Annotated in this window: 11 protein-coding genes; 10 read left to right on the top strand and 1 reads right to left on the bottom strand. The window is 45.4% G+C overall.

What is annotated here, in order from left to right:
* The first annotated feature begins 119 nt into the window (after window positions 1-119).
* Complete coding sequence (locus ACFSKO_RS00390; RefSeq protein ID WP_380247213.1) at window positions 120-1,655, top strand: Do family serine endopeptidase; 1,536 nt, start codon at window positions 120-122, stop codon at window positions 1,653-1,655.
* A 158-nt stretch (window positions 1,656-1,813) separates the two neighbouring features.
* Here ACFSKO_RS00390 and serB read toward each other — a convergent pair whose 3' ends face one another.
* The gene (gene serB, locus ACFSKO_RS00385; protein ID WP_380247210.1) at window positions 1,814-2,707 is read right to left on the bottom strand and encodes a phosphoserine phosphatase SerB; all 894 of its coding nucleotides are present in this window, start codon (window positions 2,705-2,707) and stop codon (window positions 1,814-1,816) included.
* Window positions 2,708-2,804: 97 nt separating this feature from the next.
* On the opposite strand from serB, the gene miaA reads away from it, so the two are divergent.
* The 9 genes from miaA to rodA all read left to right on the top strand — a co-directional run bounded on the left by miaA (window position 2,805) and on the right by rodA (window position 13,446).
* Window positions 2,805-3,770 (top strand): tRNA (adenosine(37)-N6)-dimethylallyltransferase MiaA, encoded by a 966-nt coding sequence (gene miaA, locus ACFSKO_RS00380; RefSeq protein ID WP_380247208.1) that lies wholly within the window; start codon window positions 2,805-2,807, stop codon window positions 3,768-3,770.
* Between the two features lie 140 nt (window positions 3,771-3,910).
* Window positions 3,911-5,674 carry an acetolactate synthase 3 large subunit gene (locus ACFSKO_RS00375; protein WP_380247206.1) on the top strand — a complete coding sequence of 588 codons (1,764 nt, stop codon included), beginning with the start codon at window positions 3,911-3,913 and terminating at the stop codon, window positions 5,672-5,674.
* Window positions 5,675-5,769: 95 nt separating this feature from the next.
* The gene (ilvN, locus tag ACFSKO_RS00370; RefSeq protein WP_380249400.1) at window positions 5,770-6,276 is read left to right on the top strand and encodes an acetolactate synthase small subunit; all 507 of its coding nucleotides are present in this window, start codon (window positions 5,770-5,772) and stop codon (window positions 6,274-6,276) included.
* A gap of 67 nt (window positions 6,277-6,343) precedes the next feature.
* Window positions 6,344-7,363, top strand: coding sequence for a ketol-acid reductoisomerase (gene ilvC / locus ACFSKO_RS00365; RefSeq protein ID WP_380247204.1), 1,020 nt, complete (start codon window positions 6,344-6,346; stop codon window positions 7,361-7,363).
* A 457-nt stretch (window positions 7,364-7,820) separates the two neighbouring features.
* Window positions 7,821-8,858 (top strand): rod shape-determining protein, encoded by a 1,038-nt coding sequence (locus tag ACFSKO_RS00360; RefSeq protein WP_380247202.1) that lies wholly within the window; start codon window positions 7,821-7,823, stop codon window positions 8,856-8,858.
* Window positions 8,859-8,986: 128 nt separating this feature from the next.
* Entirely contained in the window at window positions 8,987-9,868 is an 882-nt protein-coding gene (gene mreC / locus ACFSKO_RS00355) for a rod shape-determining protein MreC (RefSeq protein ID WP_380247199.1), read from the top strand.
* Window positions 9,865-10,377, top strand: a complete 513-nt coding sequence (gene mreD, locus ACFSKO_RS00350; protein WP_380247197.1) for a rod shape-determining protein MreD — start codon at window positions 9,865-9,867, stop codon at window positions 10,375-10,377. Before mreC ends, mreD begins: the two co-directional genes overlap by 4 nt.
* Before the next feature lie 12 nt (window positions 10,378-10,389).
* Window positions 10,390-12,288: a penicillin-binding protein 2 gene (mrdA, locus tag ACFSKO_RS00345; protein ID WP_380247194.1), complete on the top strand. Its 1,899-nt coding sequence runs from the start codon at window positions 10,390-10,392 to the stop codon at window positions 12,286-12,288.
* Window positions 12,289-13,446 carry a rod shape-determining protein RodA gene (gene rodA, locus ACFSKO_RS00340; RefSeq protein ID WP_380247192.1) on the top strand — a complete coding sequence of 386 codons (1,158 nt, stop codon included), beginning with the start codon at window positions 12,289-12,291 and terminating at the stop codon, window positions 13,444-13,446.
* The last annotated feature ends 5 nt before the right edge of the window (window positions 13,447-13,451 follow it).

Raw genomic sequence — 13,451 nt, 5'->3', positions numbered from 1 at the left:
TCACAATTACGCCCATTTCGTCCCTCACCTTCATATATAAGTTCACTTGAACATGACTGAATAGAACGTAAGTTAAAGATGACCGCCTTTGTGCGAGAAGATTACCGGAGAATACGCGAATGAAGAATAGAGCGGATCAAAAATTTCGTCACACTGGGGCTTCGGCTCAAGTCTTGGTATCAAGACCGATATTGACGAAACAAGGGCTTCAGCAATGGATGATTGGAATAGCGGTTGTCATCGGCATTATGTCTATGGCTTTTACTGCAAAGGCCCGTTCGGCACCTGATAGTTTTGCTGATTTAGCTGAAGAGTTACTTCCGACTGTTGTGAATGTCATTACGTCACAAAAAATTGAAGAAACGACTGAAACTGACGGGCAACCTCAGGTGCCTCAGGGGGAAAATTTCGAAGAATTTTTCCGGGACTTTTTTGAACGTCGCGGAGGTGGTCGGCAACCGGAACAACCTCGTCGCGGTGGCGCACAGGGGTCGGGTTTTGTTATCGATTCTGCAGGTTTGATCGTGACAAACAATCACGTCATTGAAGGCGCAGATGAAGTCGCTGTTCGATTGCAAGATGGTACCGTTCTTGAAGCCAAGGTTATTGGTGCCGATGAAAAAACTGATCTGGCTCTGCTTAAGGTAGAAACTGATATCAAGTTGCCTGCGACAAGTTGGGGGAGTTCTGATGAATCCCGAATTGGTGACTGGGTACTTGCTATTGGTAATCCTTTCGGACTTGGTGGCTCGGTATCTGCTGGCATTATCTCAGCCCATTCTCGTGATATTGGATCAGGCCCTTACGACAGCTTTATTCAAACAGATGCGGCGATCAACCGTGGAAACTCTGGTGGACCTTTGTTCAATATGGACGGAAAAGTCATTGGCGTGAATTCTGCAATCTATTCCCCGTCAGGTGGATCCGTCGGTATCGGTTTTTCTATTCCATCTGTTATGGCGCAACATATCATCGAGCAACTGCGCGAAAGTGGTGAAGTCAAACGTGGTTGGTTGGGTGTGCAAATCCAAACCGTGACTGAAGAGCTTGCGGAAGGTTTACGCCTTGATGAGCCAAGTGGTGCTTTGGTTTCTTCTGTTACAAAAGGCGGCCCTGCGGAAAAAGCTGGTGTCAAAGTTGGCGATGTTATTCTTGAGTTTAATAATCGTAAAGTGCCGGAAATGCGCAAGTTGCCCCGGATGGTCGCTGAAACTTCCATTGGACGTGAAGTTGATGTTGTCGTCTGGCGCAAGGGTGAAAAGAAAACAGTATCTGTTGATCTTGGGCAACTCCCGGATGATGTCGTCGCTTCTGCAGCTCCGTCTAAAACCAAAAAAGAAGAGAAGAAAGCCAGCAAGGTTGCTGATCTTGGACTTTATCTTGGTGAGCTTGACAGTGAAACGCGTCAGCGGTTCTCTATCAGCGATAGTGTGAACGGTGTTGTTATTACAGATGTGGTTCCCAATAGTAGCGCAGCAGAAAAAAGCCTCCGCCCAGGGGATATTATTGTTGAGGTTGATCAGGAGGAAGTTACTAATCCTGGTCAGGTAGCTTCTCTTGTCGGTAAGGCAAAAGAAGCAGGTTTCCGGGTTGTAACTCTGTTGGTCTTTAAACAAGGCGAATATTCTTGGGTGGCAATTAAACTGGATTCATAAAACGTGTAATGTCTTCCATGACGATAGAGAATGAAAAAAAGGGGCACTCACCGGGAGTGCCCCTTTTTTGCTTGAGTGTCCCGTCCGATGGTTAGTTCTGTTGTATAGTCTAACCATGAGTAAATTTGGGTAAACTTACATCAATAAGGCTGTGGGCTTTAGTAAAAGCCTTTTCGTCGATAGCCCTGGTAAAATAACAAGGCTAAATGATTTGTATGTTCAACTTGAAAGGCAGCTGTTTCTTTCACGATAGGCTTGGCGTGGTAACCCACGCCCATTCCCACGGCTGATAGCATAGCAAGGTCGTTTGCCCCATCACCCACGGCGCAGACATCAGAAAGCGTGATGCTTAATTGTTGTACCAACGCCTCTGTAACTTCGAGTTTGGCTTCGCGCCCCAGTATTGGCTCTCCAACCATGCCCGTTAGTTTATTATTTTCAATCTTTAGATCGTTGGCGCGATCTTCATCGAAGCCACAAAGGTCTTTTATTTGTGAAGTGAAATATGTGAAGCCTCCTGAAACCAATGCAGTATAGGCACCATGCCCACGCATGGTTTTAACCAATGTGTCGGCACCGGGGTTGAGCGTCATTATGCTGGAGAGAGATTCAAGTTCCTTTTCTTCGATACCCTTCAGTAGAGCAACACGTTCACGAAGTGATTCTTCAAAATTTAGCTCTCCACGCATAGATTTTCCGGTAATCAAAGCGATTTCATCGCCAATGCCGTGTCGTACAGCCAGTTCATCGATCATCTCTTGAGGAATAATCGTCGATTCCATATCGGCAACCAGTAATTTTTTTCGCCGATTGGAGGTTTCCTGGACAGATAAATCTATTTTAGCTCCTGCAATTTCGTTGTGAATGAGATCTTTGGCAACGGACAGTTCTAATTCGGAAAAAAAGATGTCACAGGCCTCATTATCGGAGAGCCAATCTTCCGCGCCGAGAGTAGCGCCGTGGGCTTTAAGGCAAGTCGATATGGTTTGTACTGTTGCGTAATCGAGAAGGGAGCTTGCGGTGGGGGCAACCAAGGTGGCGACGAAACGCATTGGATTGTTGTCCTCATGAAACGTGATTGTTTTGTGGCTCTTCAGGTTGGGGTATAGTAGGAACCAAGTTAGCATTGTTAAAGCAGAGATATCTCAAGTGATCAACGATAAGCCGGAAGTCATGTCAAAAGCCCCAAAAATTATTGTAATTACTGGACCAACTGCGAGCGGAAAGTCCGCGCTAGGAATTGACGCGGCTCTTGCCTTGGGTGGCGAGATTATAAATGCTGATTCCATGCAGATATACCAAGAGCTTGACGTTCTGACGGCGCGTCCACCTAAAGCTGACTTGGCGAAAGTGTCTCATCGACTTTATGGGACAATGCCGGGAGCCAAGAGATGCTCGGCAGAGCAATGGAGAACCCTTGCCCTTAAAGAAATAAGGGCCGTTCACAATCAAGGTAAAATCCCGATTCTTGTTGGCGGTACTGGTTTGTATATACGGGCGTTGGAAAAAGGAATTGCGAATATTCCAGAAATTCCTGATGAAGTCCGTGCGCAGGCTCATGTGTTATTGGAAAAACTTGGGGGCGAACAGTTTAAAGAGAATCTTGCTGTGATCGACCCGGACATGGCTCAGAAGCTAAACGCGGGTGACCGTCAGCGCTTAACCCGGGCGTGGGAAGTCGTTACACATACCGGGAAATCTATTCTCGATTGGCAGCGACAAGCCCATGGCGTCGTACCTGATTTTGATTACGTTCGATTTGCTATGATACCGCCTCGCGAAGAGCTCTATGATAATTGTAACAAGCGCTTTGAGATAATGCTCGAATTAGGAGCATTAAAAGAAGTGGAGAATCTGTTGCAATTAGGCCTTGATCCATCACTGCCGGTCATGAAGGCGCTCGGGGTTCCAGAATTGGCGGAGTATTTGTCAGGAAAACTCTCTCTCGATGAGGCTATTTCGCGGGCGCAACAAAATACAAGACGGTATGCGAAGAGACAGATGACATGGATCAGAACACAATATAATGACGCAAAAGTCGTAAATGAGAAATATTCGGAAAGGTTAAGGGGTGATTTTTTTACTTTTATTCGCCAAAGTGGCTTGACCCTCTGATCCTAAAAGGCTAGTTTTCGCGCTCGCAACCTAAATGTAAAGACCGATAGGTGTTGGTCTTTTGCCTCTTTCTTGTTAAACGCATTGGGGATAGGAATGCTCACCATGATAAAAGCCAGTAGTTGAGAGGAATAAATACAATGGCGACCGAACAGTATACCGGCGCGGAAATAGTGATCAAAGCCCTGAAAGATCAGGGTGTCGACACCGTGTTTGGCTATCCTGGCGGCGCAGTGCTACCAATCTATGATGCTATTTTCAAACAGAACGATATTAGGCACATTCTCGTTCGACAAGAAGGTGGTGCGGTGCACGCGGCCGAGGGATATGCTAGATCTACCGGTAAGGTCGGCGTCGTACTCGTGACATCTGGCCCAGGCGCAACTAATGCCGTTACTGGACTAACAGATGCTTTGCTTGATTCTATACCAATAATTTGTCTAACGGGACAGGTTCCAACACATCTGATTGGTAATGACGCTTTTCAAGAAGCTGATACCACAGGTATTACCCGCCCCTGTACAAAGCACAATTATCTTGTTCGCGATATCGAAGGTTTGTCCCGGACGATGCACGAAGCGTTTTTCGTTGCTCAAAATGGACGCCCAGGCCCGGTTGTTATCGACCTGCCAAAAGATGTTCAACAAGGAACAAGTGAAACTTATTTGGCACCTGAAGAAGTCAAGCATCGTAGTTATCGCCCAAAAGTTAATGGCGAACAGGAGCATATAAAAGAAGCTGTTGAGCTAATTGCTAACGCAAAGCGTCCTTTGTTTTATGTTGGTGGTGGTGTTATTAACTCTGGTGACCATGCTTCTAAGGTCCTGACAGAGCTTGTTCGTTTGACTGGGATTCCTTGTACAACAACTCTTATGGGCCTTGGTGCTTATCCTGGAACCGACAAGCAGTTCATTGGTATGTTGGGGATGCACGGTACTTACGAAGCAAATCTTGCGATGTACCATTGTGATGTGATGATTAATATCGGCGCTCGCTTTGACGATCGTATTACTGGAGTTATCAGTAAGTTCTCTCCTGGCTCTAAGAAAATTCATATTGATATTGATGCGAGCTCTATAAATAAAAACGTGATGGTTGATCTCCCTATTGTTGGAGATGCTGGACGGGTTGTCGAAGAAATGCTCCGTCTTTGGAAAGAAGAAAAGCGTTCTATTGAGAGCCGAGCGTTAAAAGTTTGGTGGAATGAAATCAACGAATGGCGTTCGAAGGACTGTTTAGGGTACTCTCAAGAAGGTTCCATCATCAAGCCGCAGCATGCGATCAAGCGCCTGTATGAGTTGACGAAGGATCGTAAACCTTACGTGACGACAGAAGTTGGTCAGCATCAGATGTGGGCTGCTCAGTATTTCCATTTTGACGAACCGAAGAAATGGATGACATCTGGCGGCCTTGGAACAATGGGTTATGGTTTGCCAGCAGCTGTTGGTGCTCAAATTGCCCATCATGATGATTTGGTCATTGATGTTTCAGGTGAAGCCTCTTTCATGATGAATATGCAAGAGTTGGGAACTATTTCTCAATATAATTTACCGGTAAAAATCTTCATTGTTAATAATCAATGGATGGGGATGGTTCGGCAGTGGCAGCAACTTCTTCACGGTAACCGTCATTCAGAAAGTTATTCTGATGCACTTCCTGATTTTGTGAAGCTTGCCGAGTCATTTGGTATCGTTGGTATGCGTTGTGAGAAGGCCGAAGATCTTGATCGTATGATTCAAGAAATGATCGACTGCCCGCATCCAGTTATTTTTGATTGTCAGGTGGCCAAGGAAGAAAATTGCTATCCGATGATCCCTTCTGGAGCCGGGCACAATGAAATGTTGTTGAGCCCAGAAGACGTGGCTGCGAAACCAATTTCCGAAGAGGGAATGGTTCTCGTTTGATCTTGTCGGAACCAAGAAATCGATACATAGTGAGTAAAACGTATTCGATTAAAATTTGATTGAAACTAAGTCAGGAATTGCGTCCCATGGCGCCAATGGAAACCAACATCGAAAGCCGCACAATAGCGGTACTCGTAGATAATGAACCGGGTGTTCTTGCCCGGGTTATCGGCCTCTTTTCTGGGCGAGGTTATAATATTGAAAGTCTGACGGTGACAGAGGTAGATATTGCACATAACCTCTCTCGTATTACTGTTGTGACTTCAGGTACGGCACAAATTTTGGAACAAATTAAGGCCCAGTTGGACCGTCTTGTTCCGGTTCACCGCGTGCGTGATTTGAGTAAGGAAGGTTCTTCTGTTGAAAAAGAACTTGCTCTTATAAAGGTTGCGGGCGCAGGTGATAAACGAGTTGAAGCTTTGCGGATCGCGGATATTTTTCGTGCCCGTGTGGTGGATTCCAGTCACGATCATTTTGTTTTTGAGATGACAGGCCAAAGTGACAAGTTGGATGTTTTTGTTGATTTAATGCAGCCCCTTGGACTGATTGATGTCAGTCGTACTGGTGTTGTTGCCATCTCCCGCGGGCCAAAGGCGCTCTAGGCGATAGCAGTTCACGTGTTTTCTATTTGATATGGCTGAAACAGCCGCCCTAAGGAAGGAATAAGCTATGCGCGTCTATTATGACCGTGATGCAGATGTAAATCTGATTAAAGGTAAGAAGGTTGTAATTGTGGGTTATGGTAGCCAGGGTCACGCCCATGCTAATAACCTTAAAGACAGTGGCGTAAGTGACGTACGTGTTGCTCTGCGTTCTACTTCTAGCTCTGTCGCTAAAGCTGAAGCTGCTGGCTTCCAGGTAATGGCCCCTGCTGAAGCGGCTGCTTGGGCAGACGTTGTTATGATTTTGACTCCTGATGAAAATCAGGCTGCGCTTTATAGCGCAGACCTTGTCGACAACCTTAAAGAAGGTGCTGCAATCGTATTTGCTCACGGCCTGAACGTTCATTTCAAATTGATTGAGCCACGTGCTGATCTTGATGTGTTCATGATTGCTCCTAAAGGTCCTGGTCATACAGTGCGTAGCGAATACGTCAAAGGTGGTGGTGTTCCATGTCTGATCGCTGTTCATCAGAATGCTTCTGGTAACGCACAGGAAATTGCTCTTTCTTATGCATCCGCTATTGGTGGTGGTCGTTCAGGCGTTATCGAAACCACTTTCCGCGAAGAGTGTGAAACTGATCTCTTTGGCGAACAAGTCGTTCTTTGTGGTGGCCTTTGTGAGTTGATCAAAGCAGGTTTTGAAACATTGACCGAAGCTGGTTATGCACCGGAAATGGCCTACTTTGAATGTTTACATGAAGTGAAGTTGATCGTTGATCTTATGTATGAAGGCGGTATGGCCAACATGCGTTATTCAATCTCCAACACTGCTGAATTTGGCGATTATGTAACTGGTCCACGGATTATCACTTCTGAAACTAAAGCAGAAATGAAACGTGTTCTTGCTGATATTCAAACAGGTCGTTTCGTTCAAAAATTCGTACTAGATTACCACGCTGGTCAGCCAGAATTGAAAGCGACCCGTGGCCTGAATGCTGAGCACGAAATTGAAGAAGTCGGAGCGCGTCTGCGTGCAATGATGCCTTGGATCGGCGCAAACAAACTGGTTGATAAAGAAAAGAACTAAGTTTTTCAAAATTTAAGTATCTTCTGGACGCTTATATGAAGCAAAGCCCGTCATTTTGGCGGGCTTTGCTGTGTTTGGCGAGGCGTATACGTTCGTAAAAATCGGTGTCTGTGTGTTTTGAGTTATAAATATCCTTTTTAATTATAGCCTTATTCAAAAATAAAGAATTTTGTTAACCAACTTTAAATCTGTTTTTCGGCACCATGTATCCTTCTGAGGGGGAAGAAAATCGGGTGAAATATCAATTAAAAAGCAAAAGAGTAGTAAAACGGCTATTTTCGAGCTTTCACAACGGCTGAAAAGTGATATTGTACCCGACCATCGGGACCGTCTGTTCCGAGGGGATTTTTGTGACTTTCTCCAGACATAACAGGGCACTGCCTTGCAATAATAGTTTTGTAGGGGTATCCCTTGCATAATATGTGTATGACGTTTGAAAATTAGGGATAGCTAATTCATGGTCTCTTTGTTTGGCATGTTTTCTACCGATATGGCCATCGATCTCGGTACAGCCAACACTTTGGTGTATGTGAAGGGACGGGGCATTGTGCTCAATGAACCTTCAGTGGTTGCAATTGGAGAAAAGAAAGGCAAACGGCAAGTTCTAGCCGTTGGCGACGAAGCCAAGCTCATGCTTGGTCGTACTCCAGGCAACATCCAGGCAATTAGACCTTTGCGTGACGGGGTGATCGCTGACTTTGATGTCGCGGAAGAAATGATAAAGCACTTCATTCACAAAGTTCACGGACGCCGTTCTTTTGCCCGCCCGCGTATCGTTGTTTGTGTGCCTTTTGGTTCTACGGCCGTGGAACGCAGAGCCATTCAGGAATCTGCTGAATCTGCTGGTGCGCGCGAAGTTCACCTTGTGGAAGAGCCTATGGCAGCCGCAATCGGTGCTGGTCTTCCTGTTACAGAACCTACAGGGTCCATGGTTGTTGATATCGGTGGTGGCACGACCGAGGTTGCTGTCCTCTCTTTAGGTGGCATTGTTTATTCACGTTCCGTACGTATCGGCGGCGACAAAATGGATGAAGCAATTATTGCTTATATCCGTCGTAACCATAACCTGTTGGTTGGTGAAGCATCTGCGGAGAGAATTAAAAAAGAAATCGGTTCTGCCTGTCCACCAGAAGATGGTGAAGGCATGACGATGGAAATTAAAGGCCGTGATTTGATGAACGGCATTCCAAAAGAACTCGTTATATCTGAACGTCAGATTGCAGAATCTTTAGCTGAACCTGTTGGTGGTATTGTTGAGGCTGTGAAAGTAGCCCTTGAGCACACAGCACCTGAATTGGCGGCTGATATCGTTGATAAAGGGATTGTGTTGACCGGTGGTGGAGGTTTGCTTCGTAATTTAGATTACGTCCTTCGGGCATCTACAGGTTTACCTGTATCAATTGCTGATGATCCTTTGAGTTGTGTAGCTATGGGGACAGGACGCTGCCTGGAAGATTGGAAGACGCTTCAGCACGTTCTTATTCAGATGTATTAACCTAAACATCGTCGACTTGATTTCGATCAAATCGTGTGTTTAGAAAGGTTTTGTTTAAACTTTTGTGTCATATTATGTATATTAGATTCAAAGGTTTGTACGTAAGTTAGCGATTATTGGAGTAGATCGTGAATAAGAGGGTTGGAGCAATCAGTCATATGACCACGCCTGTTCAGGCGTGGCTACAAGGTTCGGCTTACGCACTCCTTCTAGTTTTAGCTATCACTTTGATAATATTGGCAAAAACCGATAATGTCGCGGTGGAGCGTGTCCGTACTGCTGTCGTGGATAGCGTTGCTCCTTTGATGGAAGTGGCCAATAGACCTGTCGTCGTTATCAGCGATACTATCGAAACGGCGCAAAATTACGTGGCGCTTAAATCTGAAAATGAAGAACTCAGACGACAAAATGAGAATTTACGCCGCTGGCAGATTACTGCAGCTAAGCTTGAGGGGGAAAACGCATCCCTTCGCGGAATGCTGAACTTGTCTTCTGAAATAAATCCTAATATTACGACGGCCAGAGTAGTTTCAGATCAAGGAGGAGCTTTTGTTCGTTCTGTTATTGTGAATGCAGGAAGCCTCGACGGAATTACAAAAGGGCAAGCTGCAATGACAGGCCTTGGGTTGGCTGGCCGTGTTGCCGAGGTTGGCCGCCATTCTGCACGGGTGGTTCTTCTTACTGACATCAGTAGCAGAGTCCCTGTATTTGTGGGTAGTGAACGTTCTCGGGCGATAATGGTTGGCGATAATTCACCGTCTCCCTCCCTGCTTTATTTAGATCAAGACGCTACAGTAAACCTTGGTGATACTGTTTATACATCTGGTCAAGGCGGTGGGTTTGCATCAGGACTTCCGGTTGGAATTGTCCATTCCCAAAGTGATAAGTCCATAAAAATTCGCCCTTATACAGACTGGGGTGATCTTGAGTTTCTAAGACTTGAAGATTATTCATTGAAGCAAAACTTAGATGTATTACATTCGGTTAGTGGGGCCGAGGGCTTGCAGTGAATCCTACTTTTTGGCAACGAATTGATGGATTAGCGCGTTCGGCTTGTCCTTTTACGATCACGCTTTTGTTAACAATTTTCTTTTTGATACCTCTGCATATTCCCAATTTATCAGAGGTTGTACCTTCCGTACTTTTGATTTCAGTGTTTTATTGGACGCTATATCGTCCCGATTTAATGCCGATTTGGGCAGTGTTTGGGCTTGCTTTTATTCATGATCTTCTCGCCGGAACTCTGTTAGGCGTAGGGCCTTTTATCCTGCTACTGTTTTGTTTAGCACTAAATGGACAACGTAAGTTTCTGGCACAAGCACCTTTTGCGGTGCTCTGGATTAGTTTCTTTATCCTTTCCAGTCTTGCTTTTACCGTGCAATGGATAATGATATATTTGTTGGAAACGGGGACACCGGATTTTAGACCAGTGTTGTTTCAAAATTTAACCACAGTTGCTGTTTATCCTGCTTTTTCTTGGGTTTTTGCCCTGATACAGCGGTCTCTTCTTAAAGGTTAGGAACTCTTAAGCATGCCGATGGTTCACGACGAACAGGACCGTCATAAGGGGTTTACCCGCAGAGTATTGATGCTGACTTGTGGTAAGGCAGCGTTACTCTCTGCTTTGGTTGCCCGGATGTATTATCTTCAGGTCGTAGAAGCAGAAAAGTACAAGACACTTGCAGAAGATAATCGTATCAATTTAAGGCTGTTGCCTCCTCGGCGCGGTAAAATTCTTGATCGTTTTGGACAGGAGCTTGCGAACAACCAGCAAAATTTCAGGGTTGTTGTCGTGCGCGAGCAGACGCCTGATCTTGTTGCAACTCTGGATGCCTTGTCAAAGTTAATTCATCTTTCCGAACATGATTACAAACGTATTTTGAGGGATGTGAAGCGTAAAAGAGCTTTTGTCCCTGTTACAGTCAAAGACAATTTAAGCTGGAATCAGGTCAGTAGTATTGAGGTGAACGCCGCAGATCTTCCTGGAGCTAGTATTGAAGTTGGTGAAACTCGATTTTATCCCTATGGAGCTGATTTTTCACATATTCTTGGTTATGTTTCTTCTGTTTCAGAGAAAGAGCTGACCGGAGATCCGCTCTTAGAATTACCGGGCTTTAGAATTGGTAAAAGTGGTATAGAAAAGTACCATGATAACGATATGCGCGGGCAAGCTGGGACAAGCGAGTTTGAGGTAAATGCCTATGGTCGTGTGATCAGAGAGCTAGCACGAAATGAAGGTGGCAGTGGTAGGGAAATGATCCTAACTGTCGATGCGGGACTTCAAACTTTTGTCCAACAGCGCTTAATGAGCGAACAGTCCGCGGCGAGTGTCGTAATTGATATTAAAAATGGGGATGTGCTCGCAATGGGGTCTGTTCCATCATATGACCCTAGCGCTTTTAATTTGGGCTTAAGCAACAAGCAATGGAATAGTTTAATCAACAATCCATTGACGCCCTTAACAAATAAAGCCATTGCAGGAACTTATGCTCCGGGATCTACCTTTAAAATGATTGTCGCACTTGCTGCGATGAAAGAGGGAATTGGTGCGACCAGCCATACTGCATTTTGCCCAGGATTTATGAAACTAGGGAATGCGCGGTTTCACTGTTGGAAACGTGGTGGGCATGGACGGGTTAATATGATTGAAGGTTTGCAGCACTCCTGTGATGTATATTTTTATGATGTTGCTCGTAGAATTGGTGTCGATAAAATTGCCGAGATGGCGAATAAATTTGGATTGGGTGCACGGGTCGATATTGATTTACCTGGAGAGCGATCTGGGGTCATGCCGACTAAAGCATGGAAACTTGCAAATATTGGTGAACCTTGGCAAGGGGGTGAAACATTAATCACATCTATTGGGCAAGGTTTTGTACTCACAACCCCGCTGCAATTAGCCGTTATGGTTGCCCGTATAGCGTCAGGTGGTAAGAAAGTAATACCGAGAATAACGCGAGGATATCGTGAGGATGGTAAGGCTGTTGCTTATGGGCAGAGTGAGTTCGAAGATCTTGGCATCCCACAAGAACATATGCGTATGGTCCATCAAGGTATGGATGCCGTTTCTAATAACCCCAGGGGGACAGCCTACAAATATCGAATTAGAAAAGAAGGCTGGGAACTCGCAGGGAAGACGGGTACTGCGCAAGTACGTAGGATTACAATGGCTGAGCGGCAGGCAGGTATTTTTAAAAATGAAGACTTGCCGTGGCGGCGTCGGGATCACGGCTTGTTTGTTGCTTATGCGCCTGTGGATAATCCGCGTTATGCCTGTGCTGTTGTTGTCGAGCATGGTGGAGGTTCCAAAAGTGCGGCACCGGTTGCCAGAGATATTTTGAGAGAGACACAGCGCCGTGATCCTGCTCGTACGGCTGCGATCTCTTTTGATACAGTTGATGGCGTGAAGAACACGTCGGGAGATTCCTAGGTGAGCCAGCGTATACAGTATTTAGGGCGCCAAAATCCAGAAATTACATTAGGTCAAAAAATTTGGCAGCTTAACTGGGGGATGATCGTACTCATTTGTTTGATTGCGAGTATTGGGTTTGCAATGCTGTATTCAGCAGCAAACGGTAGCTTTGATCCATGGGCTTCCAGGCAAGCTATACGTTTCGGCGTGGGCTTTGTTGTTATGCTCATTGTTGCTCTGATTGATATTCGGATCTGGTTTCGCTTTAGCTATATTTTTTATTTTGGTGCGCTGCTTTTATTGGTGGGCGTAGAGGTGATGGGCAGTATCGGTATGGGAGCCCAGCGCTGGATAGACTTAAAGTTTATTCAGCTACAACCTTCTGAGTTAATGAAGATTTCAATTGTATTTGCCTTAGCGCGATACTTCCACGGTGTTTCTCAAGAAGATATTGGGCGCATTACCTTTTTGTTTGTACCATTAGTCATGGTTCTGGCACCTTCCGTGCTTGTATTGCGTCAACCAGACCTTGGGACAACGGGAATGCTGGTTATGGCCTCGGGGGCCGTCTTCTTTTGTGCCGGAGTGCGGCTCTGGAAATTTGCAGTTGTACTTGCTGCTGGGTTGGCTGCAATTCCGATCGGTTGGCAATTTTTACATAGTTATCAGAAAAACCGTGTCCTTATCTTTTTGAATCCCGAACAAGATCCTTTGGGAACGGGATATCATATTCATCAATCAAAAATTGCTTTTGGGTCGGGCGGCGTTTTTGGAAAAGGTTTTTTACAAGGCTCGCAAAGCCATTTGAACTTTTTGCCTGAAAAACAAACGGACTTTATTTTTACTATGCTTGCCGAAGAATTAGGCATGGTGGGTGGCTTAGTCTTACTTGGACTATATATATTATTAATGATCTATGGATTGGCGATATCCCTGAGATCTCGAAATCAATTTGGGAGACTTTTGGCAATTGGGTTAACTTTTAACCTGTTTCTCTATGTCTTCATCAATATTGCAATGATAATGGGATTGGTGCCGGTTGTCGGGGTTCCCTTGCCACTGATCTCTTATGGGGGAACTGTGATGCTGACGGTTATGATGGGTCTTGGGATTGTAATGTCGGTTTGGCTTCACAGGGATATCAAGATTTCTCGCCATGGTGTTTATGAAGAGTAGGCCAG

This window comes from Kiloniella antarctica (assembly GCF_042682825.1).
Taxonomy (GTDB): Bacteria; Pseudomonadota; Alphaproteobacteria; order Kiloniellales; family Kiloniellaceae; genus Kiloniella; species Kiloniella antarctica.
Note: the sequence above shows the minus strand (reverse complement) of the source record. Positions and strands in the feature narration are given on the sequence as shown.